The organism is Massilia sp. X63 (assembly GCF_041023745.1).
In the GTDB taxonomy this organism is placed as follows: Bacteria; Pseudomonadota; Gammaproteobacteria; order Burkholderiales; family Burkholderiaceae_D; genus Telluria.
Window position 1 is genome coordinate 46,366 of the sequence record NZ_JBFTEF010000006.1, and the last position, 23,141, is coordinate 69,506.

Below are 23,141 nucleotides of genomic sequence, written 5' to 3' on the forward strand. Positions count from 1 at the left end.
CACACCGCTGTTGATGCAGGTAACGTGCTCCACGGCAAAAACTTGATGGGCGGCACTGAAATAAACTCGCGATTTTTTGCTCAAGTTCCCCCCGGGCGCTGCGTTAAGACGACAGCGAACAGCCGAACTTTAGGGCTAAAAATAATTTATTTTTTTCCTAAAGCCGGGCTGGCAGGACGGCTTCGGGTGCAGGATAATGAATATTTTTGCAATATTCGCAGTGGCGAATCCACCCATGGTGAATATTTTTTGACAACATGCTCAGCGCTGGCTGGGTAAGTGCTAGGATTCCGGCGGGCCCAGCCCTGTAACGACAATGTCAAACGCGTGATTCTTGTGGGGAGTCGAGCATGAAGAAGATGGGAGCAGCAGGGGCCGTGCTGGCCTTGGCCCTGGCAGGGTGCGCTGCGGCGCCGCAGGACGAGGGGGATGCGGCGGGCGCGCCGGCCGTTGCCAACAACACCGCCGGCCAGGACGGGCACCAGATGACCGGCAGCCGGCTGAAGCGCGACTCGACCGACCGCATGCTCAAGGCGGTCGGCGCCCAGGGCGCGCGCGACGAGATCGACAAGGCGCCGCGCCCCTTGCAGACCCAATAAGTGCGCCCGCGGTTTCAGTCGGCGACCACGACGCGGTTCTTGCCGCTCTGCTTGGCCTGATACATGGCGCGGTCGGCGCGCGCCATCAGGCTGGCCTGTTCCTCGTTCGGGTGGCGCAGCGCCACGCCGCAGGAGAAGGTGATCAGCATCTTCTCGTTGTCGTGCATGAAGAAATGGCGGGTCAGCTCGCGCTGCACGCGCACCATGGCGGCCGCTGCCGCCTCGACCGTGGTCTCGGGCAGCAGGATCACGAATTCCTCGCCGCCGAAGCGGGCGATCACGTCCATCGAGCGCAGCGTGTCGCGCACCACCTTCACCACGTGCTTGAGGGCGCCGTCGCCGGCCAGGTGGCCGTAGGTGTCGTTGAGCTTCTTGAAATTGTCGAGGTCGAGAATGGCCACGCACAGCGGCATGTCGCGGCGGTCGGCGCGCGCGCTCTCGCGCTCGAACACGTCGTCCAGGCCGCGGCGGTTCAGGCTGCCCGTGAGCTGGTCCTCGCGCACCAGCTCGCTCATGTGCTGGAGCTCCGCCTCCAGCATGCGGATGCGGTCCTCGGCTTCCTGTACGTCGCGGTGCACGGCCACCATGCGGTCGCGCGAGGCCAGCGCCTCGTCCTGGGCGGCGCGCATCTCGCGGAGCACTTCCTCCATCACTTCGTTCAGCTCGTTGATGTCGGCCGCGCTCCCGATGCGCGCCGAGTAGCCGGCCAGCCGGGTGTGGTGGTCGCTGGTCGAGGCCGCCACCGAGCCGAGCCGGTCGATGAAGGTCATCATCATGTTCTTGACGGTGGCGCGCACGTCCGAGATGCTGTGGCGCAGCCGGCCCTGCTTGAGGATCACGTCCTTCAGGCTGCGCGTCGCGTCTTCCAGCGAGCGGACGTCGAGCGGACCGCCGATCAGGTCCTGCACGGCCGCGATCTGGCCACGCATCCAGCTGTCGTCGTCGAGCAACTCGTTGACGTTGTCGAGCAGCAGGCGGAACAGGCGCAGCAGCAATTCCTGCTGCTCGGCGCTGTCGCCGCTGCGCAGTTCGATCTGGTAGCACAGCTGCTTCAGGCGGCCGGACAGTTCGCTCAGTTCCTCGCCGCGCGCCAGCCGGACCGCGCCGCCCAGCGCTTCCGCCTCCTGCACCAGTGGCGGACTGCCGGCCAGCAGGGTGGCCAGCGCAAAGGCCAGCGAGCGGCCCAGCATCTCGCGCAGCTGGCGCGCATCCGGATCCTCGTCGCCCAGCGCCATCACCGGCGTGTTGCGGCGCAGATGGCGCTCGAGCACCTGGCCGAGCGCCTGGGCGTAGCCGGCCCAGTCGCCGGTCCTGGCGGCGCGCAGCAGGCGGCGGCCGATCTCGGACACCTCGCCGGGCGTATCGGCCAGGCGGCGCGCGAAGCTCTCCAGCACCTCGGCGGCCGGATTCGCGACCGGGGCGGGCGGTGGGGGCGGCGGCAGGCCGGCGATCTCGTCGTAGATGGCCCGGTAGGCATCCGGCGTGGGGGCGATGCGGCGCGTTGCGAGGCGGCGGAAAGCTTCGCGGGCGATGTCAGCAGGATTCGCGGCAGGAGTCGCGACAGGATTCGCGGCAGAATTCAGGGCGGGGCCGGCAGGAGACTGGGTAGACATGGTGTCAATGCGTAGATTGCTGTTTGGCGACATGATAAGCAGCTTTTTTGCCGAGCATCAATTAAAAAACGGCAACAAAGTATGTCAGTCCTATCCGACCAGCTGGTTGCGGATCGCATAATGGGTCAGCTCGGCGCTGTTCTTGAGCTTCATCTTGGCCAGCAGCCGGGCGCGGTATTCGCTCACGGTCTTGACCGACAGCGACAGTTCGCGCGCGATGTCGCTCACCGTCATGCCGGAGGCGATCATGGTCAGGGTCTGGTATTCGCGGTCGGACAGGCTGTCGTGCAGCGGCGCCTCGTGGTCTTCGCCGACCTGGGCCGCCAGGGTCTGGGCCAGCGCGGCGCTCACGTACTTCTGGCCGTCCGCCACCTGGCGGATCGCGGTGACCAGCTCGCGCGGAGCGCTCTGCTTGGTCATGTAACCGGCCGCGCCCGCCTTCAGCGAGCGGATCGCGTACTGGTCTTCGCGGTGCATCGACAGCATCAGCACCGCCAGATCGGGCTTGTCTTTCTTGATCTGCTTGAGTACGTCGATGCCGTTGCGGTCGGGCAGGGAGATGTCGAGCAGCATCACGTGCGGGCGCGCCTTGCCGACCAGCTTGACGGCGTCGAGCCCGGTTTCGGCTTCGCCTGCGACGATGATGTCGCGCTGCTCGGTCAGGATCTGCTTCAGGCCCTCGCGGACGATCGCATGGTCGTCGGCGATGAATACCCGGATTGTTGCTTTGTCACTCATTCTTGCCTGTGCTCTTGCTTTGATTCGGTGGGTGCTGCCAGCCTGGTCTTGATAGTCAGCATCGTGCCACCTCCGGGCGCAGACGACAAGCTCAGCGTGCCGCCCAGTGCCTTGGCGCGCTCGCTCATGCCGCGCAGGCCGAAGGAGTGCGGCTTGAGGCGGTCGGCCGGCGCGATGCCGCGCCCGTTGTCACAGATCTCCAGGCTCAGGTGGGCGCGCTGGCGCCGCAGCGCCACCGTCACCCGGGTGGCGCCGGCGTGCTTGGCGATGTTGGTCAGCGCTTCCTGGAAGATGCGGAACAGGGCGGTGGCGTGGTCGTCGTCGAGCACGATTTCCTTTTCCGGGCAGCGGAAGATGCAGGCGATGCCCATCTGCTTCTCGAATTCGTGGGCCTGCCATTCGAGGGCGGCCACCAGTCCCAGGTCGAGCATGGTCGGGCGCAGGTCGAGCGAGATCCGGTGCACCGCCTCGATCGTGCGGTCGACCAGGTCGTCGAGGTAGTTGGCCCTTTCCAGCAGGGCCGGCTGCTGGTCCGGCAGGCGCGCGGCCAGCATCGCCAGGGCCATCTTGATGGCCGTGAGGTTGCCGCCCAGGTCGTCGTGGATCTCGCGCGCGATGCGCGCGCGTTCCTGCTCCTTGACCTGTTCGATGTGGTCGGTCAGCTCGGCCAGGCGGGCGCGCGAGCGCAGCACTTCTTGCTGTTCCTGCTTGCTGGCGCTGATGTTGGTCATGATCCCGTCCCACTGCACCGCGCCGCCGTCCACCGGGTGCGGGGTGGCGCGCAGGTTGATCCACTTGACGTCTTTCCAGGCGTCGATCCAGATCCGGCCTTCCCAGTTCCAGGCGCTCATGCCGGCGCGCGAGGCCAGCATCGATTCCAGGTAGCCCTTGCGGTCCTCCGGCAGGATCAGGCGCTCGAACAGCGTGGCGTCGCGCTGCAGGTCGAGGCGGGACAGGCCGAGCAGGGCGGAGCAGCCTTCGCTCAGCCATGGAAAGTCGATGCGGCCGTCCGGATGCTGCACGAACTGGTACACCAGGCCCGGGGTATTGCGCACGATGGCGTCGAAGCGCGCCTGCGACTCGGCCAGCGCGCGCGCCGCGGCCTGTTCGAGGCTGAGGTCGTCGGCGATCGCCAGCAGCAGGGTGCGGCCGTCGCGCACGATGCGCAGGAAACACAGCCGGACCGGATAGCTGCTGCCGTCGGCGCGCCGCAAGCGCGTGCGCAGGCTCACCTGGGCGCCGACCTCTTCGCCCAGCCCCGCCAGCAGCGCGGCCAGCGCGGCGCGCTCGAGGCCGGGCGCGAGGGCGTACACGTCCATGCCGTGCAGCGTGCCGGCCTCCATGCCGAGGTTCAGGCGCGCGGCCTGGTTGGCGTCGACCACTTCCAGGGTGGCGGCGTCGAGCAGGTAGATTTCCGAGGCGGCCGCCTGCATTTCGGCGGCCAGGGTGGGGAGTGGACTCATGGATGTTCGGTTTCGGTCTTGTCCTGGCGGCGCGCCTGTTTGCGCGCCCGGAAGCGGGTCCTGAAACGGCGCAGCACGCGCATCAGGTGGCCGGGCTGGCGCGCCGTGCCGCGCAGCAGCCCGCGCAGGACGCGACGTGCATTGGCGGCGGCGGCGCGCACCCGGCGCCAGAAATGGCTGGCGCGCAGGGTCGCCAGCAGGCGGTCCTTGACGCGCAGGAAGCCGCCATGCCAGCGTGCGAACCAGGCCAGCGTCAGCAGGGTGGGCAGGGTCAGCACGTAGATGCGCGCGATCACCACCGCACCGCCCAGCTTGGCGGCCACGAAGCCGGCCAGGCCCGCCAGCGCATGGCCATGGGCGATCGCGAGCAGGGCCAGCAGCTTGACCGGCAACAGCATCAGGCCGGGCAGCACGAACACGCACAGCGCGGCCCAGGCCGGCAGGGTGCGCACGCGCGCTTCCAGCCAGCGTAGCGGCGGCCAGGCGGCCATGCGGGCGGCGATGCGGCTGCCCAGGTCCCAGATCCAGGCCTCGAGCAGGAGCAGCAGCGCGGCCAGCTGGACCAGGGGCGCGAGCAGCCGGGATCGAGGATGGTGGCGGGTTTTTGCGCGCTTCATGGTGTGCATGATACGGTAAGCGCCACTCTCCCGGCGCTGCTGCCGTTACAATAAGGGCATGAACAAGGCATTCGTAAAAGAGTCCGACAACGACGATGACGACGCCGAGGCGTTGGCGCTGGCCCAGGCGATCCCCGCCGGGGCCAAGAACTACATCACGCCGGCCGGCTATCGCGCCATCAAGGACGAACTGCTGCAGCTGATCGACGTCGAGCGTCCCGAAGTGGTGAAGGTCGTTCACTGGGCGGCCTCGAACGGCGACCGCTCGGAGAACGGCGACTATATCTACGGCAAGCGCCGCCTGCGCGAGATCGACCGTCGCATCCGCTTCCTCACCAAGCGCATGGATTCCGCCTTCGTGGTCGATCCCAGCGTGCACTACGGCAACGACCAGGTGTTCTTCGGCGCCACCGTCACTTACCTGAACAAGGCGGGCGAGGAGCATACCGTGACCATCGTCGGCGTCGACGAGCTCGATCCGCTGCGCGGCAAGATCAGCTGGGTCTCGCCGGTGGCGCGCGCGCTGACCAAGGCGCGCGAAGGCGATCTCATCACCTTGCAGACCCCGCTCGGCACCGACGAGCTCGAGATATTGTCGGTCGACTATCCCGAACCCATCGCGGATTAGGGGCGGTCGGCAAGCGCCCCAAGCTGGTAAGATGGACGATTCGCCGCTTACCGAGCACTATGAACCGCCCCAACGATTCCGCGCGCGACACCGACGTACTGGCCGCGCTGCGGACTGCGACTGCCTCGCGGCACGAGCGGCTCGACAGCGGCCTGCCGCTGTCCGCCCCCCATCCCACCCTTGACGATTACGCCGCCCACCTGTGCATGCTGCGCGACTGGCTGGCCCCGCTCGACGCCTGGCTGGCCGGCTTCGCCGACGGCCCCCAGGGCGACACCGCGCTGCCGCCCACCGCGCGCCTGGCCCTGATCCAGGCCGACCTTGCCGAACCCGGCATGCCCGAGGTCCGGCCCATGCGCCCCGCGCCCGCCTGGCCGCAGGACGCTGGCGCCGCCTGGCGCTGGGGCGTGGCCTATGTGATCGAAGGCTCGCAGCTCGGCGGCGCCGTCCTGTACGCCCGGCTGGCGGCGCCGCTGGCGCCCCATCCGCTGCGCTACCTGCGCGGCGACGAGGGCGGCCCGGGACCGCGCTGGCGCGCCTTCATGCTGGCCCTGCGCGCGCGCGTCACCAGTCCGGAAGAGATCGCCGAGGCCTGTGCCGGGGCCTGCGCGGCCTTCGACGCCATCCTGGCGCTGGCCCCGCTCGAGGATCATTAGAAAAAAGTCGGCGCGGATGTCGATTCCGCGCCGCGCCGATCGTCGTGCTGTCACATGGCGGACGACAGCAACAGCGGCCGCCTTCTTCAACCACCCAACGGAGGATGCGATGCGATTCATGATTTTGCTGAAGGCGGACCAGCACAGCGAAGCGGGCGAGATGCCGGACGAAAAACTGCTCACGGAGATGGGCCGCTTCAACGACGAACTGATCAAGGCCGGCGTGATGCTGGCGGGCGAGGGCCTGCATCCGTCCTCGCGCGGGGCGCGGGTTCATTTCGATAAAAGTGGAAATGTCCATGTGATCGACGGCCCCTTCGCCGAGACCAAGGAACTGCTGGCCGGCTTCTGGATCTGGCAGCTGAGGTCGAAGGAAGAGGCAATCGCGTGGGTCAAGCGGGTGCCGATGCCAATGAAGAGCGGCGAAGCCGAGATCGAGATCCGCCAGATCTTCGACATGGACGACTTCGGCGATGCAATGACGCCGGAACTGCGCGAGCAGGAAGCGCGCCAGCGCGCCGCGCTGTCCGGCTGAGCGGCCCTTGCTGCGTTCCGCGCGGTCTTACCGGCCCGCGGGCGGCTCCCACAGTTCGACCTTGTTGCCTTCGGGATCGATCACCCAGCCAAACTTGCCGAACTCGGCATCGTCGGTCTGGTCCAGCACCTGGCAGCCTTCGTCGCGCAGGGCCTGCAGCAGGGCGGCCAGGTCGGCGACCCGGTAGTTGATCATGAAGCTGGCCTTGCCCGGCGCGAAGTGCTCGCTGCCGGCCTGGCCGATCGACCAGATGGTGACCCCGCCATCCGGCTGGCGCGCCTCGTCGGACCAGGTGAAGGCGGCCCCGCCCCAGTCCTGCACGTCGACGCCCAGGTGGCGCGCATACCAGGCGCGCAGCGCCGCCGGGTCTTGGGCGTGGAAGAAAATACCGCCGATGCCAGTCACCCGTTTCATGTGTTCTCCTCATTGAGGGTGCGCAGGTCGCCCTCCGGCGCAGGATGCGCAGGCGCCGTCTGCTCCCTGCATGCGGGTGCCGCAGCATCGGGCACCTCGAACGCTTCAGGCGGCAGGCCTGCACACCAGCGCTCCCACATGCGACGCAGCGCGAATTCGAAACCGTCGGCAATCCTTTCGGGACCTCCCGGCCTCCAGAAGGGCGAGCGCTCGCGCAGCGTCGACCGTATATCCGCCAGTGCCGCCAGATCCTTGCTTGCGGCTACCCCTTTGTTCACGAAATCCTCTGCATCATCGGCGAAAAACTGTTCCAGGCCATGATGACGCAGAAGCGCGGCGGTCTGCCGTCCGGCGATTGACGCACCGGACACGGTGAGCGTAGGGACGCCCATGTAAAGTGCAAACAGCGTCGTGGTGCCGCCCGTATAAGGAAAGGTGTCGAGACAGATGTCGACCTGGGCGTGCATCGCCAGGTAGTCGCGCGTATTGGTGCGCGGGTGGAAGCTGGTCCGCGACGCTGCGATGCCTTCTTCCTGCAACCAGGCAGCGAGCTGCTCGTGGCCGCCTCCTTCGACAGGCATGCCGGCCACCAGAAGCCGCGCATCCGGGACGGCCCTGAGCAAGCCGGCCCACGCTGCGATCACCCGGCGGCTGATCTTGCTGAGCCGGTTGAAGCTGCCGAAGGTCGGGTAGCCGTTGCGCAGAGCAGGCAGCGCTGCGACGTCCGGTGCGTCGGCCGGCGCCTCGAAGGTCGAGCCTACTGGCAGTCTGACCAGCGCTTCGGTGAACAGATGCGCATGCTGGCCGGACTCCACCAGGTAGCGGTCATGCAGATAGTAATCGATCGCCGTCAGGCCGGTGGTGCCCGGGTAGCCCAGCCAGGAGACCTGCACCGGTGCCGGCTTGCGCGCGAACACCGGCAGGCGGTTGTAGGCGGTATGGCTGCTCAGGTCGATCAGGATGTCGATGCCGTCGGCCCGGATCAGGGCCGCCAGCGCGTCGTCGTCGAGCGCATTGACGTCGCGCCATTGCGGCATATGGCTGCGCAGGCGTGCGGTCACGTCGTCATGCAGCGGATGGGTGCAGTACGCATGCAGCACCAGGCCCGGCCGGCCGCTGAGCTCCCTGAACATCGGTTCGACGAAACTGGCGACCGCATGGTTGCGCAGGTCGCCGGAGACAAAGCCGATCCGCAGTTGGCGCCCCGGCTGGGGAGTATTGTCCCAGCGTCGCGCGGCGCCGCAACGCGCCGCAAGCCGTTGTCCGAAGCGTACATGTTCCTCAAACAATTCCTCGGGCGTGAAGCTGTCCATGTGGCTCATGCAGAACAACATGTTGCCATACGCGCTGACATGGTCGGGATTGAGCGCCAGAACGCGCCGGTAGGCCGTGACCGCTTCCTCGGCGCGGCCCAAGTTGTCCAGGATCGTGGCCAGACCGCTGACGGCGTCTGGGTAATCCGGGTCGAGGGCAAGCGCGGCGGCGATGCTGGCGTAGGCCTGCGTCGGTCGGCCGATTTCCTGTAGCGTCGCGGCCAGGTAGGTATGGGTCTTGACGTTTTCCGGGTCCAGCGCGATCGAGCGCTCGAACGTGCTGCTGGCTTCTTCCAACTGGCCGGCTTCCCTGAGCATGACGCCCAGGTTGCGGAGCGTCTCGGCGTCCTCCGGTTCGTAGCTTGCCGCCTTGCGCATGGCTTGCAGTGCTTCCGGATAGGCGCGTCGGCTGTAGAGCACGCCGCCCAGCAGCTTCCACCCGAAGGGGTGTTGTGGATATCGGTCGGCGAGCTGGCGCGCGATCTTGCCTGCGGCCTCCTTCTTGCCTTTGGCATACAGCCTGGTGGCTTCCTCGATCCGATTCGCCGGCGGCGTGCCATCTTTCTTCAGGCGTTGCTCGTAGGCATCGACTTCCGGTCCCGCAAGACCCTGGCGACGGCCGAGCGCGATCAGTTCACTTGCGGTGGTGTACTGGCGCGCCTCCATCAGCGCGTCGATGTAGGCCAGCCAGAACGAGGTTTCCTGAGGGGCGGCCTGCAGCGCATTGGCGAAGTGCGGGATCGCCGCGCCCGTGTTGCCGCCCCGGCGCATCAGCAGGCCCAGCCCGAAGTGTGCTTCCGCCCGCTGGGGCTGGAGTTCGAGCACGGCGCGAAACAGCGCGTCCGCCTGCTCGGTTTGACCCGCTTCGAGGTCGTTTAGCGCAGCATGCAGCGCTTCGTCGGCAAGCTTTTGGATGTCGGCGGTGGGGGGAGGCATCAAAGGTTCCTGCGGGGGGGGGGGGGGGGCTGGGCAGTCCGGTGCGTGCTTGGCGCCGGCAATCGGGAACCGGATCTGGCCGGTTTCTGGCCGTTAAGATAGAGCATGGTCTTGCCAGCGTCAAGAAAGCTCACCTCCCGGTTGCCCGCCGGAATACGTAATATCCCTCAGTTGTGTAAGTGCCGCATTGCAGCATAGTTGCTAAGCGGCAATGCTATTCTGTGTGGCTACCGCCCGCCAGCTCTTCGTGTCGTCGCGGCACGCCACCACACCAGAAGGAATCCAGCAGTGAAAAACCTCAAGATCGGCGCCCGGCTCGGCATCGGGTTTGCCGTCGTCCTGTCCCTGTTGCTCGCCGTAACACTCACCGCCCTAGTGCGCATGCAGTCGGCGGGCGACCTGACCCATCGCCTGGTGAATACCAGCATCAAGAACCAGCGCAACCTGGCGGAGTGGGGCAAGCTCATCGAACTGAACAACGCCCGGATCGAGACCGTGTTCGTCGCCCCCGATCCGGCGGTGGCGGTCGACATGGCCGGGCGCATGAAGGCCGTGTCGGCGCGCTCGACGGAACTGCAGAACGCGATCGAAAGCTCGCTGCGCAACGAAGCGGTCAGGGAACAGTTCAAGGTCGTCAAGCAGGAGCGCATCGGCTACCTGGCCGCGCGCGATGCGCTGTTCAAGGCCAAGCTGGCCGGCGACCACGATCTGGCGGCCACGGTGTACCGCGAGCAGATGCTGCCGCACACCGCCTCGTTCCAGCGGGCCGTGGACCAGCTCGCGCAGATGCAGGTGAACGCCGCCGACGCCGTCGCCGCTTCGATCCTCGATTCCTATGCCGGCGCGCGCGTGCTGCTGGTGGCGCTGGGCCTGGCCGCCATCGTGCTGGGCATCGCCTGCGCCTGGCTGATCACCCGTTCGATCACCGTGCCGCTGCGCGCCGCCGTGGCGGTGGCGGAGCAGGTCGCCGCCGGCGACCTGGGCCAGCGTATCGCCGCCCACGGCCGCGACGAAACCGGCCAGCTGATGCGCGCACTCGGCGCCATGAACGACAGCCTGGCCGGGATTGTCGGGCGCGTGCGCGCCGGCACCGGCACCATCGCGCTGGCCTCCAGCGAGATCGCGGCCGGCAACCAGGACCTGTCCGCACGTACCGAGCAGCAGGCCAGCGCGCTCGAGGAAACCGCGGCCTCGATGGAAGAGCTGACCTCGACCGTGAAGCAGAACGCCGACCATGCCCGCCAGGCCAACCGCCTGGCCGGCGAGGCCGCGATGATCGCCGGCCAGGGTGGGGTGATGGTGGCCGAGGTGGTGGCGACCATGGGCGCGATCAACCAGGCGTCGGGCAAGATCGCCGACATCATCGGCGTCATCGACGGCATCGCCTTCCAGACCAACATCCTCGCGCTGAACGCGGCGGTCGAAGCCGCCCGCGCCGGCGAGCAGGGCCGCGGCTTCGCGGTGGTGGCCACCGAGGTGCGCAACCTGGCCCACCGCTCGGCCAGCGCCGCCAAGGAAATCAAGGCGTTGATCGACGACTCGGTGTCGAAGGTGGCGGAAGGCAGCAGCCAGGTCGACCGCGCCGGCGTGACCATGGACGAGATCGTCCGCAGCATCGGCCAGGTGACCGCCATCATGAGCGAGATCGCCCACGCCAGCGAAGAGCAGCGCGCCGGCATCGAGCAGGTGAACCAGGCCATCGTCGAGATGGACCGCGTGACCCAGCAGAACGCCGCGCTGGTCGAGGAAGCCGCGGCGGCGGCGCTTGCGATGCAGGAGCAGGCGGCCGGGCTGTCCGAGGTGGTGGGCACCTTCAGGCTGGCGCGCGAAGGGCGCGCCGCGCCGGCAGCACCGGCGCGGCCGGCGGGGCGCGGGCAGCTGGCGCTGGCCGCCCACGGCGCCTGAGCGCGGTCGCGCCGCGCGACGATTGCGCGCCGGCGTTTGCCAAGGCCGGGCGATTGCCCCACACTGGCGCCAGCCCGGCAATTCAGCCGGCACGAAAGGAGCATGCATGGGGTATTCGATCGCCTGGATCGCAGTCCGGGGCAAGACCAAGGACGAGATCCTGGCCCGCTTGGCGCTGGCCGACACCGGCCAGCCCGACGACGCCAATGAAAGTCCGGTCTCCGGCGCCGCACTGCCGGGAGGCGGCTACCTGGTGTTCTTCAACGATATGGCGCACCCGGCCACGCAGGCGCCGAGCATGGCCCTGCTGTCCGCCGGATGCGAGGCGCTCGGCTGCCAGGTGGAAGAACACGTGATGGCCAGCGCGGCCTTCCTGTACAAGGACGGGGTCAAGGCCTGGGACGTGGTCCACCTGGCGGAACAGGGGCTCTACCATCTCGCGGTCGACGGCACGCCGCCTGCGCTGCTGGACACCATCCATCGCGAAATGAAGGCGACCCAGGACGAGCAGGGCGGCGCCGAGGCCGACGTCGACTGCCTGTTCGAAGTGCCGCTGATGCTGGCGACCGCGCTGTTCGGCTACCGCCACGACGAGGCGGCGCTGCTGTCCGGCGAGACGCTCCGGTTCACCGAACTGGTGCCCGCCGAGCCTGCCGCTGGCCGCCGGCACTGAGACCGGCGACAGCGTGAAAAAGCGACGCCGGCGCAGTTGCCGGCGTTGGCGGGAAGATCGCTACGAGCGCTCGCGCTCGACGCGGTTGACGCCCGCCACCCTGCGCAGGTTGCGGATCAGCTGCGCCAGGTGCACCCGGTCCTTCACCTGGATGGTGAAGCGCAGCTGGGTCATCAGGTGTTCGTCGTCCTCGTCCATGCCGACATAGGTGATGTTGGCGTCGGATTCGCCGATCTCGGCCGCCACCCGCGCCAGGATGCCCTTCTCGTTGTTGATGAGCAGGCGGATGCGGCAGTCGAAGCGGCGGTTGAGTTCTTCGCCCCATTGCACGGCGATCCAGCGGTCCGGTTCCTTGGCGCGGATGCGCGCCGCCGGCAGGCAGTCCTTGGTGTGTACCACCAGGCCCTGGTCGCGGCGCAACTGGCCGACGACCTGGTCGCCCGGGATCGGCAGGCAGCAGGGCGCCAGCTGTACCGACACGCCTTCGCTGCCGTAGATCGTGACCGGGTCGATGTCGCTGGCCGGGATCGGCTGGGTCGAGGGCTTGTGCTCGGGGTCGGCGTCCATCAGGCCGAAGATGTGGCGCGCCACCAGCTGCGGCATGCGCTTGCCGATGCCGATGTCGGCATACAGCTCTTCCATCGACTTGGCCGAGGATTCGGCCAGCAGCTTCTCGATGGTGGCGGGGGGCAGCTCCGCGCCGATGTTGCGGGCGGCGAGGGCGCCGGCCAGCAGTTCCTGGCCCAGCTCCACGGACTCGTTGACGTTGACGGTGCGCAGGTAGTGGCGGATCGCCGAGCGCGCCTTGCCGGTGCGGACGTAGCTCAGCCAGGTCGGGCTCGGGCGCGATTCGGGGTCGGTGGCGATCTCGACGATGTCGCCGTTGTGCAGCTCGGTGCGCAGCGGGGCGGCTTCGTTGTTGATCTTGACCGACACCGTGTGGTCGCCGATGCCGGTGTGGATCGAGTAGGCGAAGTCGAGCGCCGTGGCGCCGCGCGGCAGGGCGATGATCTTCGACTTCGGCGTGAACACGTAGACCGAATCCGGGAACAGGTCGACCTTCACGTGCTCGAGGAACTCGGCCGAGTCGCCGGTCTGCTGCTGGATGTCGAGCAGCGACTGCAGCCAGGCGTGGGTGCGCTGCTGCAGGTCCGACATGTTCGAGTCGCCGGTCTTGTACAGCCAGTGCGCCGCCACGCCGCTTTCGGCGGTGCGGTGCATGTCCTGGGTGCGGATCTGGAACTCGACCGGGGTGCCGTAGGGGCCGATCAGGGTGGTGTGCAGCGACTGGTAGCCGTTGATCTTGCGGATCGCGATGTAGTCCTTGAACTTGCCGGGCATCGGCTTGTACAGGGCGTGCAGGGTGCCGAGCGCCACGTAGCAGTTGGGGACGGTGTCGACCACCACGCGGAAGCCGTACACGTCGAGCACCTGCGAGAACGACAGGTGCTTGTTGCGCATCTTCTTGTAGATGCCGTACAGGGTCTTCTCGCGGCCGTAGACCTCGGCCTCGATGCCGGCGCCGGCGAGCTGGTTCTTGACCGCCTCGAGGATCTTCTTGACCACTTCGCGGCGGTTGCCGCGCGCCGCCTTGATGGCCTTGGCCAGCGTGTAGTAGCGCAGCGGATACAGGTGCGAGAAGGACAGGTCCTGCAGCTCGCGGTAGATGTTGTTCAGGCCGAGGCGATGCGCGATCGGCACGTAGACTTCCATGGTCTCGCGCGAGATGCGGCGGCGCTTGGCCGGGATCATCACGCCCATGGTGCGCATGTTGTGCAGGCGGTCGGCGAGCTTGATCAGGATGACGCGCACATCCGAGGCCATGGCCAGCAGCATCTTGCGGAAATTCTCGGCCTGGGCCTCGACCTGGCTCTGGAACTCGATCTTCTCGAGCTTGGACAGGCCGTCGACAAGGTTGGCGACCTGGGCGCCGAAGCGCTCGATCAGCTCGTCCTTCTTGACGTCCTGGTCTTCGATCACGTCGTGCAGCAGCGCGGCCATGATGGCCTGGGCGTCGAGCTTCCACTCGGCGCAGATTTCGGCGACCGCGATCGGATGGGAAATGTAGGGCTCACCGGACTTGCGGACCTGGCCCAGGTGCATCTCGTCGGAGAAGCGGTAGGCTTCCTTGACCTTCTTGAGCTCGGCGGGGGTGAGGTAGTCGGACAGCTTGTTGACCAGCTGCGTGACCGAGGCAACGCCCGGGGCGGGCGCCGGCGCCTCGGCGTCCTGCGGTTTGCCCGGACGCTTGTTCCGGGCAGGGGGGACTGGATGGGTCGAATCCGGGGAAGACAATTTCATACGTTATATCGATCAGCCAGTATGAAGAACAGCATAACAGATTCGCCTGCGCACCCAGAAAGACGGGGCTTGCGTCCCGTCCCTGGTGTATTACATCGGGACCTTTTTCAGCATTTCCAGGCCAACCTTACCGGCCGCGATTTCGCGCAGCGCGACGACGGTCGGCTTGTCCTTGGCTTCGACCTTCGGGGTGTGGCCCTGCAGCAGCTGGCGTGCGCGGTAGGTGGCGGCCAGGGTCAGCTGGAAGCGGTTCGGGATGTTCTTGAGGCAATCTTCGATGGTGATACGGGCCATGGGTCACTCCTGAATTGGACAATGCGCGACGGCCTTGCGGCGCCGCACGCTGCTAGATTACAAATTTGGTTGTTGCGCGTGGATTCCCAGCTGGGCAAACAAGTCGGCGTTGCGGGCCGCCTGCTGGGCGAAACGGCAACGTGTCGCTTTGACGATCGCCTGCAGTTCCGCGAGGGCGACGTTGAACTCTTCGTTGATGATAGCATATTCGAACTCCGGAGCGTGAGCCATCTCCCCCCCGGCAGCCAGCAGGCGGCGGGTGATGATGTGGGGCTCGTCGGTGCCGCGCTTGTGCAGGCGCTCCTCCAGGGCTTCGATCGACGGCGGCAGGATGAAGATGCCGGCGGCGTCGGGGAACTGCTTCCTGACCTGGCGCGCGCCCTGCCAGTCGATTTCCAGCAGGATGTCGGTGCCCAGCTTCATCTCCTGTTCCACGGTCAGGCGGCTGGTGCCGTAGTAATTGCCGTGGACTTCCGCCCATTCCAGGAACTCGCCGCGGTCGGCGCGCGAAACGAAGTCTTCCGCCGTCGTGAAGTGGTACTCGCGGCCATCCTGCTCGCCCGGACGCGGCGGGCGGGTGGTGGTCGAGATCGACAGCTTGATGCCCGGTTCCAGCTTCAGCAGGGCATTGACCAGGGTCGATTTACCGGCGCCGCTTGGTGCGGCGACGACGAACAGGCTGCCGGAGAGGGCGGGAGTGATCATTGTGTTTTCCATGTTGCGTTTGTCCATTACGGCGTCCAAAGCCGCCTGGTGTTCATCATAAATGTGAACGCGTGGGCAGGAAACCTGCCCACCCTACAAAATCGCTCTTGTAGGGTGGACGGCTCTCCCGCCCACGCGTTCGCATGTCGCCCGCATACTGTTGCGTAACGACAACAAATCAATCGTACTTATTCGAGGTTCTGCACCTGCTCGCGCATCTGCTCGATGAGCAGCTTCAGCTCCATCGACGCATCGGCCAGTTCCTTGACCGAGGCCTTGGCGCCGAGCGTGTTGGCCTCGCGGTTCAGTTCCTGCATCATGAAGTCCAGGCGCTTGCCGACCTGGCCGCCTTTTTTCAGGATGTGGCGGGTCTCGTTCAGGTGCGCCGACAGGCGCGACAATTCCTCGGAAACGTCGATTCGGATGCCGTACAGCGTCACTTCCTGGCGGATGCGCTCCAGCACTTCCTGGCGGCTCAGCACCGAGGGGTTGCCGTGGCCGGCCAGGCCCAGCGCGTCCTGCATGCGCTCGACCGCCTTTTGCTGGAACTGGGAGATCACCTGCGGAATGAGCGGGGTGATGCGCTTGACGATCGCTTCCATCGCATCGATGCGCGACAGCAGCATCGCTTCCAGCGCCGCGCCTTCGCGCTTGCGGCTGTCGACGAAGGCGGCGACGGTGGTGGCGGTGAGGGCGGCGACGTCGGCCTGCAGCGACTCCTGGCCCACGGTCGATTCCTCGATGACGCCGGGCCAGCGCAGCAGTTCGGCCACCGTCATCTGCGGCGCCGAGACGAAATGTTTGGTGATTTCGGCCTGCAGGCGCGCAAGGTCGGACAGCAGTTCCTGGTTGAGCGCTTGCGAACCGCCGGCGGCCTTGCGGCCGAAGGACAGCCGTACCTCGACTTTGCCGCGCGTGATCGCGGCCATGAGGGCGGCGCGCAGGTCGGGCTCGAGGGCGCGCAGGTCGTCGTTGATCCGGAATTGGAGATCCAGGAAGCGTGAATTGACGCTCTTGATCTCGATCGTGAGGGTGCCGGCAGCGCCTTCGCTGGTAGCCACCGCATAACCCGTCATGCTAGAAATGCTCAAATGTATCCCCGGTTTTTATTCTTTACAAAGGCAACATTTATCCCACACAATCGCCCTGTTAAGCAAGGAAACCATCCTGAATGGCCACACAGAATAATGCCCCCCTGCCGGATGGCCTGGAAATTGCCGGATATCGCATTGTAAAGAAAATTGCGTCCGGTGGGTTCAGTATTGTTTATCTGGCATATGACGGCGAAGGCAATGCGGTGGCCATCAAGGAATACCTGCCCAGCCAGCTTGCCCTGCGGGCGCCGGGCGAGCTGGCACCCAGGGTTTCCAAGCCCAATCTACCGGTGTTCCGCATCGGCCTGAAGTGCTTCTTCGAAGAGGGGCGGGCGCTGGCTCGCATCGTCCATCCGAACGTGGTGCGGGTGGTGAACTTCTTCCGCGCCCACGAGACCGTCTACATGGTGATGGCCTACGAATCCGGCCACACGCTGCAGGACCATATCGCGCGCCTGCACGCCCGCGGCAGCCGCATGGGCGAAGCCTCGATCCGCCAGCTGTTCAACGGCGTCTGCGCCGGCGTGCGCGAAGTCCATGCGAACAAACTGCTGCACCTGGACCTGAAACCGGCCAACATCTACCTGCGCAGCGACGGCTCGCCGCTGCTGCTCGACTTCGGCGCGGCGCGCCAGACCATCAACCTCGACGCGCCGATGCTGGCGCCGATGTACACCCCCGGCTTCGCCGCCCCCGAGCTGTACAGCAGGGCCGCCACGCTGGGACCCTGGACCGACATCTACAGCATCGGCGCCGCCATGTATGCCTGCATGACGCGCAGCATGCCGCCGCCGCTCGAGCTGCGCAAGGAAGACGACAAGACCGAGGCCCAGTTCGCCAGGCTCGGCGGCAGCTATTCGCCGGAACTGATCGAGATGGTGCGCTCGTGCATGGCGCTGGATGCGCTGGCCCGGCCGCAGAGCGTGTTCGCGATGCAGAAGGTGCTGCAGGCGGCGCCGACGATCGCGCCGGAACCGGCGCCGGCGGCCGGGAACGAGGGCGAGGGCGAGGGCAAACCCGCGCGCGCCGGCGGCTGGCGCGGGCTGGTCGAACGCGTCGGCGCCATCGGGCGTAAAGTGGGTTCTTAGGAGAGAGCATGCAGTTTTCCGTCTACCAGCAGACCCACATCGGTGGGCGCAAGGTCAACCAGGACCGCATGGGCTACAGCTTCACGCGCGATGCGCTGCTGCTGGTGCTGGCCGACGGCATGGGCGGCCACCTGGCCGGCGAGATCGCCGCGACCATCGCGCTGCAGACGATGTCGATGATGTTCCGCATGCAGGCCAAGCCCTATGTGAAGAAGCCCGAGCGCTTCCTGGAAGAGGCGCTGATCCAGGCCCACTGGGACATCCTGGCGTATGCGGAAAAGCACAAGCTGCCCGAGACCCCGCGCACCACCGTGGTGGCCTGCCTGGTGCAGCACAACTGCGCCGTGTGGGCGCATTGCGGCGATTCGCGCCTGTACTGGGTGCGCCGCAGCCAGGTGCTGGCGCGCACCCGCGACCACTCGCACCTCGAACACCTGATCGAACGCGGCCGCGCCACCGAGGCGGACCGCAATACCCACCCGGACCGCAACAAGCTGTGGAACTGCCTCGGCGCCGGCCAGGCCCCGAAGATCGAGCTCTCGCGCCAGGCCAGCCTGGAGCCGGGCGACACGCTGCTGCTGTGTTCCGACGGCCTGTGGTCGATGCTGCCCGAGACCGAGATCGTGCACCGGCTGTCGACCTCCACCATCGTGCAGGCGGTGCCCGACATGGTGGCGATGGCGGCCGCGATCGGCGGCGCGCGCGCCGACAACACGACCGCGCTGGCGATCACCTGGCAGGGCGCGGATGCCAAAGGCGCCGGCTCGCCCGGCGTGATCTCGACCCAGATGCTGCCCGAGGACGAAGTCAGTTCGACCATCATCGCAGGCCAGCCGCTGCCCGCCGGGGCCGCCGCCGCGGACGCCTTCGACGAGGACGAGATCGAACGGGCGATCGCCGAGATCCGCGAGGCGATCGAGAAATCTTCCCAATTACTTAAATAAAAAGGCTTCCCATGACGTTTGCACAACGCCCGAGCGGGCGCGCGGTCGACCAGCTGCGCAGCATCCGCATCACCCGCCAGTACACCAAGCACGCGGAAGGCTCGGTGCTGATCGAGTGCGGCGACACCAAGGTGATCTGCACCGCCAGCATCGAAGAGAAGGTGCCGGGCTTCCTGAAGGGCAAAGGGCAGGGCTGGCTGACGGCCGAATACGGCATGCTGCCCCGCTCCACGCACACGCGCATGGACCGCGAAGCCGCGCGCGGCAAGCAGACCGGGCGCACCCAGGAAATCCAGCGCCTGATCGGCCGCTCGCTGCGCGCCGCCTTCGACCTGGAAGCCTTCGGCGAGCGCACCCTGCACCTCGATTGCGACGTGATCCAGGCCGACGGCGGCACCCGCACCGCCGCCATCACCGGCGCCATGGTGGCGGCCTACGACGCCTTCGGCGCACTGGTCGGCCAGGGACTGCTGCCGGCCGTCCCGGTGAAGCACTTCGTGGCCGCGATCTCGGTGGGGGTCTACCACGGCATCCCGGTGCTGGACCTGGACTATGTCGAGGACTCGGACTGCGACACCGACATGAATATCGTGATGACCGAGCAGGGGCATTTCATCGAAGTGCAGGGCACGGCCGAGGGCGCGGCCTTCGATCGCGCGGGCATGAATCGGCTGCTTGACCTCGGCCAGCTGGGCATTACCGAGTTGATCAAGCTGCAGAAACAGGCGCTGGGCATCTGAGCATGCAGATGGGCGGCTGGGCCGCCCACCTGCATGTCATGCAGGCAGCGCCGCGACCGGCTTGCTGCGCAGCGCCGTCGCCATCACATACACGCCCAGCAACACCTCGACCACCTTGGTCGCGTACTGCACCAGCTTGAGCACGTCTTCGCCTGCCACGTTCCCGATGTTGGAGTACATGCTGGCCAGGTTCAGGATCATGTGCAGGAACACCACCAGCCACAGGCTGCCCGTGCTTGCCCGGGCGGCGGCGAACATCATGCCGGCGCAGGTGCTCATCAGGGCCCACACCAGCGCATGGTTCCAGTTCCCGTCCATGTAGCCGTGGATCAGGTGCATCGAGCCGAACAGCACGCCGTTGAGCACGATGGCTTGCCATAGCGGCAGGCGCATCAGGATCACGAAGATCACGCCGCGAAACAGCAGCTCCTCGCCGAAGGCATTGAAGGACTGGATCAGCAGGTCGCCCGCGACGCCCTGTTCGGGCAGGTGCAGGCCCAGCGCGGCGAACATCAGCACCGGCAGCAGGCAGGCGATGAAAAAGCCGTCCGGCCTGGCCTTGCCGAAGCCGATCTCGCGCCACATGCCGAAGGCCTGGGTGAGCAGCAGCGGCAGCAGCACGGTGGACGCGAACGCCAGCAGCTTGACCTTGCCGAAGGCTTCCGGCGGGGCCAGCAGCTTGCCGGCCTTGAGGATCAGGATGGTCAGGCCGAACTGCAGGGCGGCGCATGCGACGGCGGCCAGGACCGGGTGTGTGTTGGCAAAGTGGCGGAGTTTCATGTTGTCTTGTATGTCATGGGTTGGGGATGTCATGACTGTACTGATAGCGCGCCCTGGCACCCAGCCCGGTGCGACAGGCTGCGCAAATCGCGGAATGGGCGGCAGCCGCGGCAGCGACGCGCCGGCGGAAACGGTAAAATAAGGGGTCCGATCCAGCCAGCCTACCCACCATGACCCAACGCCTGATCCTCGCCTCCAACAACGCCGGCAAACTGAAGGAATTCGCGCAACTGCTCGCGCCCATCGGCTTCGAACTGCACCCGCAGGGCGAATTCAACGTCCCGGAGGCGGAAGAACCTTTCGGCACCTTCGTGGAAAACGCCCTGGCCAAGGCCCGCCATGCGTCGCGCCTGACCGGGTTGCCGGCGCTGGCCGACGATTCCGGCGTGTGCGTCAATGCGCTCGGCGGCGTCCCCGGCGTGTATTCGGCGCGCTATGCCGGCGAACCGAAATCCGACGCCCGCAACAACCAGAAGCTGGTCGCCGATCTCGCCGCGCACGCCGACAAGTCGGCCTATTACTACTGCGTGCTGGTCTATGTCCGCCATCCCGACGATCCGCAGCCGGTCATCGCCGACGGCCAGTGGCATGGCGAGATCATCGCGACGCCGCGCGGCGCCAACGGCTTCGGCTATGACCCGCACTTCCTGATTCCCGCGCTGGGCAAGACCACCGCCGAACTCGATCCGGCGGTCAAGAATGCCCACTCGCACCGCGGCCAGGCGCTGCGCGCACTGGTAGAGAAACTGAAATAAGCTCGCTGAAATGATCCCGATTAAAGTCGCAGGGCCCGTCCCCGGCGAACCGCGTTCTCCCGCGACGACGGCCCTGCAATACCTGCAGCCCGGCGCCCTCAACCTCACGAGCCTGCCGCCGCTGTCGCTCTACATCCACTTCCCCTGGTGCGTGCGCAAGTGCCCCTACTGCGACTTCAACTCGCACGAGGCCAAGGGCGAACTGCCGGAGAAGGCGTACCTGGACGCCGTGCGCCTCGACCTGGAGCAGTCGCTGCCCATGATCTGGGGCCGCAAGATCCACACCATCTTCATCGGCGGGGGCACACCGAGCCTGATGTCGGCCGCCGGCCTGGATCGCCTGCTGTCCGACGTGCGCACCCTGCTGCCCCTGGCGCTGGACGCCGAGATCACGATGGAGGCCAACCCGGGTACCTTCGAATCCGAGCGCTTCCGGTCCTACCGCGACAGCGGCGTCAACCGCCTGTCGATCGGCATCCAGAGCTTCAACGGCGCCCACCTGAAGGCGCTGGGCCGCATCCACGACGAAGCCGAAGCCCTGCGCGCGGTCGAGATCGCGCGCTCGACGTTCGATAACTTCAACCTCGACCTGATGTTCGCGCTGCCGGGGCAGACGCTCGACGAGGCGCGCCGCGACCTGGACACGGCGCTGTCCTTCGCCCCGCCGCACCTGTCGATGTACCACCTGACCATGGAACCGAACACGGTGTTCGCGAAGTACCCGCCGATCCTGCCGGACGACGATCTGAGCGCCGACATGCAGGACATGATCCTGGAAGCGACCGCCGCGGCCGGCTACGGGCACTACGAGGTCTCGGCCTACGCCCGCGCAGGCCGCCAGGCCAGGCACAACCTGAATTACTGGCAGTTCGGCGACTACCTCGGCATCGGCGCCGGCGCCCATTCGAAGATTTCCTTCCCGCACCGCGTGCTGCGCCAGGCGCGCTACAAGCAGCCGGCTTCCTTCATCGAGGCGGCCAAGCGCGGCAACCCGGTACAGGAAGAGCACGAGATCGCACGCGCCGACATGGGTTTCGAGTTCATGCTCAACGCGCTGCGCCTGACCGACGGCTTCGATCCGAACCTGTTCGGCGAGCGCACCGGCATGAACATCGGTTCGATTACCAAGGCCCTGAACGAGGCCGAGAGCAAGGGCCTGCTGTACCGCGACCACAAGCTGATCAAGCCGACCGAACTCGGCCAGCGCTTCCTGAACGACCTGCAAGAGATGTTTTTGGGTTCGTAGGGTGGGCGGGTCTCCCGCCCACGCGGCGATCGCTGCCAGCTATGACGCCTACGTCCGCGCCGGGCCCGCCAGCGCCTCGATGGTGCGCGCCAGTCCCTTGACCACGCGCGCCATGCTCGCGTAATCGAGCTTGTCCGGCGTATCTTCGCCCGTGTGGTAGTAGGGATAGCGCAGGAAGGCGGTGTCGGTGATCATCAGGGCAGGGTAGCCCTGCCGGTTGTAGGCGCTGTGGTCCGACAGCGTGACGCCCATCACGTGGGCCGGCGCCGCCAGGCCCTCGGCCGGAAAGCTTGACTCCGCACGAAAGGCTGCCAGGGCCTGGCGCACCAGCGCCGACGATTCGAGCGTGCCGACGAAGGCGATGAAGTTGCCGGTGCTCGGGTACTGCTTCTCCGGCCCCGGCGGCAGCCGCTGGCTGTTTTGCGTCTGCGCATACCAGCCGACGGTCTCCAGGATCAGGGCGCCCGCCACGCGGTGGCCGTTTTTCTCGAGCGCGCGCGCGTGCTGCATGCTGCCCATCTGCTCGCCCATGAAGAAAGGCGGCTCCTCGTTCACGAAAAAGACGAACTTCACTTCGGTGCCGCGGCTCGGCTGCATGGTCTTGAGCAGGCGCGCCAGTTCCAGCACGGCGGCGGTGCCGCTGCCATTGTCATTGGCGCCCGGCCCCCCGCGCGCCGAATCGTAGTGGGCGCCGACGATGAAGATGCGCTCGGGCTTCGCGCCCGGCGCGGTGTTCGCGACCGACACCTCGATGTTGCGTACCTGCTGGCCGTCGGCCTCGTATTCCTGCCGGCGCAACTGGTAGCCATAGCCCTGCAGCGTGGTCTCGATGTGGCGGGCGGCCTGTTCCAGCGCGTGCGGGGTGGCGGTGTTGTGCTCCCGGCTGGCGATCGCGCTGACGTGCGCGCGCAGGCGGACCGAGAGCTCGGGGCCAGCCTCGGGGCGGGGCGCCCGGGCGGCGGAGTCGGTGTCCAGGGTCAAGGTGGCCAGCGCGACCGCCAGCAGGATCGCGATGAGGAGTTTCCAGTGTGAGCGGGCGAGTTTGCGCATGGCAGTCGGGCAGTGGGCCCCCAAGCCTTCATGCGGCCAGTGTAGCCATTTGCG

23 protein-coding genes are annotated in these 23,141 nt (G+C 66.9%); 11 read left to right on the top strand and 12 right to left on the bottom strand.

What is annotated here, in order from left to right; translation table 11 throughout:
• Positions 1-350 precede the first annotated feature (350 nt).
• Complete coding sequence (locus AB3347_RS13640) at positions 351-599, top strand: hypothetical protein (RefSeq protein ID WP_369092351.1); 249 nt, start codon at positions 351-353, stop codon at positions 597-599.
• 14 nt (positions 600-613) lie between these two features.
• On the opposite strand, the gene AB3347_RS13645 is transcribed toward AB3347_RS13640, so the two are convergent.
• The 4 genes from AB3347_RS13645 to AB3347_RS13660 all read right to left on the bottom strand — a co-directional run bounded on the left by AB3347_RS13645 (position 614) and on the right by AB3347_RS13660 (position 5,030).
• Entirely contained in the window at positions 614-2,212 is a 1,599-nt protein-coding gene (locus tag AB3347_RS13645; RefSeq protein ID WP_369092352.1) for a GGDEF domain-containing protein, read from the bottom strand.
• Positions 2,213-2,302: 90 nt separating this feature from the next.
• The gene (locus AB3347_RS13650) at positions 2,303-2,950 is read right to left on the bottom strand and encodes a response regulator (RefSeq protein ID WP_369092353.1); all 648 of its coding nucleotides are present in this window, start codon (positions 2,948-2,950) and stop codon (positions 2,303-2,305) included.
• Positions 2,947-4,413 carry an ATP-binding protein gene (locus tag AB3347_RS13655; protein ID WP_369092354.1) on the bottom strand — a complete coding sequence of 489 codons (1,467 nt, stop codon included), beginning with the start codon at positions 4,411-4,413 and terminating at the stop codon, positions 2,947-2,949. Before AB3347_RS13655 ends, AB3347_RS13650 begins: the two co-directional genes overlap by 4 nt.
• The gene (locus tag AB3347_RS13660) at positions 4,410-5,030 is read right to left on the bottom strand and encodes a hypothetical protein (RefSeq protein ID WP_369092355.1); all 621 of its coding nucleotides are present in this window, start codon (positions 5,028-5,030) and stop codon (positions 4,410-4,412) included. The genes AB3347_RS13655 and AB3347_RS13660 overlap by 4 nt, the downstream gene beginning before the upstream one ends.
• A gap of 58 nt (positions 5,031-5,088) precedes the next feature.
• On the opposite strand from AB3347_RS13660, the gene greB reads away from it, so the two are divergent.
• The 3 genes from greB to AB3347_RS13675 all read left to right on the top strand — a co-directional run bounded on the left by greB (position 5,089) and on the right by AB3347_RS13675 (position 6,849).
• Positions 5,089-5,658 (top strand): transcription elongation factor GreB, encoded by a 570-nt coding sequence (greB, locus tag AB3347_RS13665; RefSeq protein ID WP_369092356.1) that lies wholly within the window; start codon positions 5,089-5,091, stop codon positions 5,656-5,658.
• Positions 5,659-5,717: 59 nt separating this feature from the next.
• Positions 5,718-6,314 carry a biliverdin-producing heme oxygenase gene (locus AB3347_RS13670; protein WP_369092357.1) on the top strand — a complete coding sequence of 199 codons (597 nt, stop codon included), beginning with the start codon at positions 5,718-5,720 and terminating at the stop codon, positions 6,312-6,314.
• Positions 6,315-6,423: 109 nt separating this feature from the next.
• The gene (locus tag AB3347_RS13675) at positions 6,424-6,849 is read left to right on the top strand and encodes a YciI family protein (protein WP_369092358.1); all 426 of its coding nucleotides are present in this window, start codon (positions 6,424-6,426) and stop codon (positions 6,847-6,849) included.
• 27 nt (positions 6,850-6,876) lie between these two features.
• On the opposite strand, the gene AB3347_RS13680 is transcribed toward AB3347_RS13675, so the two are convergent.
• Both AB3347_RS13680 and AB3347_RS13685 read right to left on the bottom strand, forming a co-directional pair.
• Entirely contained in the window at positions 6,877-7,263 is a 387-nt protein-coding gene (locus tag AB3347_RS13680; RefSeq protein ID WP_369092359.1) for a VOC family protein, read from the bottom strand.
• Complete coding sequence (locus tag AB3347_RS13685; RefSeq protein WP_369092360.1) at positions 7,260-9,512, bottom strand: tetratricopeptide repeat protein; 2,253 nt, start codon at positions 9,510-9,512, stop codon at positions 7,260-7,262. The genes AB3347_RS13680 and AB3347_RS13685 overlap by 4 nt, the downstream gene beginning before the upstream one ends.
• Before the next feature lie 288 nt (positions 9,513-9,800).
• Here AB3347_RS13685 and AB3347_RS13690 point away from each other — a divergent pair, with 288 nt between their 5' ends.
• Together AB3347_RS13690 and AB3347_RS13695 are read left to right on the top strand one after the other, a co-directional pair.
• Complete coding sequence (locus AB3347_RS13690; RefSeq protein WP_369092361.1) at positions 9,801-11,417, top strand: methyl-accepting chemotaxis protein; 1,617 nt, start codon at positions 9,801-9,803, stop codon at positions 11,415-11,417.
• A gap of 106 nt (positions 11,418-11,523) precedes the next feature.
• Complete coding sequence (locus AB3347_RS13695) at positions 11,524-12,090, top strand: hypothetical protein (RefSeq protein WP_369092362.1); 567 nt, start codon at positions 11,524-11,526, stop codon at positions 12,088-12,090.
• Between the two features lie 60 nt (positions 12,091-12,150).
• Here AB3347_RS13695 and AB3347_RS13700 read toward each other — a convergent pair whose 3' ends face one another.
• From AB3347_RS13700 to AB3347_RS13715, 4 genes are all read right to left on the bottom strand, one after another.
• The gene (locus AB3347_RS13700) at positions 12,151-14,391 is read right to left on the bottom strand and encodes a bifunctional (p)ppGpp synthetase/guanosine-3',5'-bis(diphosphate) 3'-pyrophosphohydrolase (protein WP_369092363.1); all 2,241 of its coding nucleotides are present in this window, start codon (positions 14,389-14,391) and stop codon (positions 12,151-12,153) included.
• A gap of 90 nt (positions 14,392-14,481) precedes the next feature.
• Positions 14,482-14,685 (bottom strand): DNA-directed RNA polymerase subunit omega, encoded by a 204-nt coding sequence (rpoZ, locus tag AB3347_RS13705; RefSeq protein WP_056443456.1) that lies wholly within the window; start codon positions 14,683-14,685, stop codon positions 14,482-14,484.
• Between the two features lie 57 nt (positions 14,686-14,742).
• The gene (gmk, locus tag AB3347_RS13710; RefSeq protein ID WP_285381213.1) at positions 14,743-15,390 is read right to left on the bottom strand and encodes a guanylate kinase; all 648 of its coding nucleotides are present in this window, start codon (positions 15,388-15,390) and stop codon (positions 14,743-14,745) included.
• Positions 15,391-15,578: 188 nt separating this feature from the next.
• Entirely contained in the window at positions 15,579-16,466 is an 888-nt protein-coding gene (locus AB3347_RS13715) for a YicC/YloC family endoribonuclease (protein ID WP_369092364.1), read from the bottom strand.
• Between the two features lie 95 nt (positions 16,467-16,561).
• Between AB3347_RS13715 and AB3347_RS13720 the strand changes: the two genes are divergently transcribed.
• The 3 genes from AB3347_RS13720 to rph are packed head-to-tail and all read left to right on the top strand — an operon-like array spanning position 16,562 to position 19,256.
• The gene (locus AB3347_RS13720; RefSeq protein WP_369092365.1) at positions 16,562-17,572 is read left to right on the top strand and encodes a serine/threonine protein kinase; all 1,011 of its coding nucleotides are present in this window, start codon (positions 16,562-16,564) and stop codon (positions 17,570-17,572) included.
• 8 nt (positions 17,573-17,580) lie between these two features.
• Positions 17,581-18,516, top strand: coding sequence for a PP2C family serine/threonine-protein phosphatase (locus AB3347_RS13725; RefSeq protein WP_369092366.1), 936 nt, complete (start codon positions 17,581-17,583; stop codon positions 18,514-18,516).
• An 11-nt stretch (positions 18,517-18,527) separates the two neighbouring features.
• Positions 18,528-19,256 carry a ribonuclease PH gene (rph, locus tag AB3347_RS13730; protein WP_369092367.1) on the top strand — a complete coding sequence of 243 codons (729 nt, stop codon included), beginning with the start codon at positions 18,528-18,530 and terminating at the stop codon, positions 19,254-19,256.
• Positions 19,257-19,292: 36 nt separating this feature from the next.
• Here rph and AB3347_RS13735 read toward each other — a convergent pair whose 3' ends face one another.
• Entirely contained in the window at positions 19,293-20,036 is a 744-nt protein-coding gene (locus AB3347_RS13735; RefSeq protein WP_369092368.1) for a lysostaphin resistance A-like protein, read from the bottom strand.
• A gap of 170 nt (positions 20,037-20,206) precedes the next feature.
• Between AB3347_RS13735 and rdgB the strand changes: the two genes are divergently transcribed.
• Both rdgB and hemW read left to right on the top strand, forming a co-directional pair.
• Positions 20,207-20,791 (top strand): RdgB/HAM1 family non-canonical purine NTP pyrophosphatase, encoded by a 585-nt coding sequence (rdgB, locus tag AB3347_RS13740; protein ID WP_369092369.1) that lies wholly within the window; start codon positions 20,207-20,209, stop codon positions 20,789-20,791.
• Between the two features lie 10 nt (positions 20,792-20,801).
• Positions 20,802-22,037, top strand: a complete 1,236-nt coding sequence (gene hemW / locus AB3347_RS13745; RefSeq protein ID WP_369092370.1) for a radical SAM family heme chaperone HemW — start codon at positions 20,802-20,804, stop codon at positions 22,035-22,037.
• A 48-nt stretch (positions 22,038-22,085) separates the two neighbouring features.
• Here the strand turns inward: hemW and AB3347_RS13750 are convergent, their stop codons facing one another.
• Positions 22,086-23,087 (bottom strand): M28 family peptidase, encoded by a 1,002-nt coding sequence (locus AB3347_RS13750; RefSeq protein ID WP_369092371.1) that lies wholly within the window; start codon positions 23,085-23,087, stop codon positions 22,086-22,088.
• Positions 23,088-23,141 lie beyond the last annotated feature (54 nt).

Excerpts from the sequence above, each read along its gene's own strand:
- AB3347_RS13670 (WP_369092357.1), top strand. The coding sequence starts at position 5,718 with ATGAACCGCCCCAACGATTCCGCGCGCGACACCGACGTACTGGCCGCG.
- AB3347_RS13660 (WP_369092355.1), bottom strand. The coding sequence starts at position 5,030 with ATGAAGCGCGCAAAAACCCGCCACCATCCTCGATCCCGGCTGCTCGCG.
- AB3347_RS13695 (WP_369092362.1), top strand. The coding sequence starts at position 11,524 with ATGGGGTATTCGATCGCCTGGATCGCAGTCCGGGGCAAGACCAAGGAC.
- hemW (WP_369092370.1), top strand. The coding sequence starts at position 20,802 with ATGATCCCGATTAAAGTCGCAGGGCCCGTCCCCGGCGAACCGCGTTCT.
- AB3347_RS13655 (WP_369092354.1), bottom strand. The coding sequence starts at position 4,413 with ATGAGTCCACTCCCCACCCTGGCCGCCGAAATGCAGGCGGCCGCCTCG.
- AB3347_RS13650 (WP_369092353.1), bottom strand. The coding sequence starts at position 2,950 with ATGAGTGACAAAGCAACAATCCGGGTATTCATCGCCGACGACCATGCG.
- rph (WP_369092367.1), top strand. The coding sequence starts at position 18,528 with ATGACGTTTGCACAACGCCCGAGCGGGCGCGCGGTCGACCAGCTGCGC.
- AB3347_RS13680 (WP_369092359.1), bottom strand. The coding sequence starts at position 7,263 with ATGAAACGGGTGACTGGCATCGGCGGTATTTTCTTCCACGCCCAAGAC.
- rpoZ (WP_056443456.1), bottom strand. The coding sequence starts at position 14,685 with ATGGCCCGTATCACCATCGAAGATTGCCTCAAGAACATCCCGAACCGC.
- AB3347_RS13720 (WP_369092365.1), top strand. The coding sequence starts at position 16,562 with ATGGCCACACAGAATAATGCCCCCCTGCCGGATGGCCTGGAAATTGCC.
- AB3347_RS13725 (WP_369092366.1), top strand. The coding sequence starts at position 17,581 with ATGCAGTTTTCCGTCTACCAGCAGACCCACATCGGTGGGCGCAAGGTC.
- AB3347_RS13750 (WP_369092371.1), bottom strand. The coding sequence starts at position 23,087 with ATGCGCAAACTCGCCCGCTCACACTGGAAACTCCTCATCGCGATCCTG.
- AB3347_RS13685 (WP_369092360.1), bottom strand. The coding sequence starts at position 9,512 with ATGCCTCCCCCCACCGCCGACATCCAAAAGCTTGCCGACGAAGCGCTG.
- gmk (WP_285381213.1), bottom strand. The coding sequence starts at position 15,390 with ATGATCACTCCCGCCCTCTCCGGCAGCCTGTTCGTCGTCGCCGCACCA.
- AB3347_RS13675 (WP_369092358.1), top strand. The coding sequence starts at position 6,424 with ATGCGATTCATGATTTTGCTGAAGGCGGACCAGCACAGCGAAGCGGGC.
- AB3347_RS13715 (WP_369092364.1), bottom strand. The coding sequence starts at position 16,466 with ATGACGGGTTATGCGGTGGCTACCAGCGAAGGCGCTGCCGGCACCCTC.
- greB (WP_369092356.1), top strand. The coding sequence starts at position 5,089 with ATGAACAAGGCATTCGTAAAAGAGTCCGACAACGACGATGACGACGCC.
- rdgB (WP_369092369.1), top strand. The coding sequence starts at position 20,207 with ATGACCCAACGCCTGATCCTCGCCTCCAACAACGCCGGCAAACTGAAG.
- AB3347_RS13645 (WP_369092352.1), bottom strand. The coding sequence starts at position 2,212 with ATGTCTACCCAGTCTCCTGCCGGCCCCGCCCTGAATTCTGCCGCGAAT.
- AB3347_RS13700 (WP_369092363.1), bottom strand. The coding sequence starts at position 14,391 with ATGAAATTGTCTTCCCCGGATTCGACCCATCCAGTCCCCCCTGCCCGG.
- AB3347_RS13640 (WP_369092351.1), top strand. The coding sequence starts at position 351 with ATGAAGAAGATGGGAGCAGCAGGGGCCGTGCTGGCCTTGGCCCTGGCA.
- AB3347_RS13735 (WP_369092368.1), bottom strand. The coding sequence starts at position 20,036 with ATGAAACTCCGCCACTTTGCCAACACACACCCGGTCCTGGCCGCCGTC.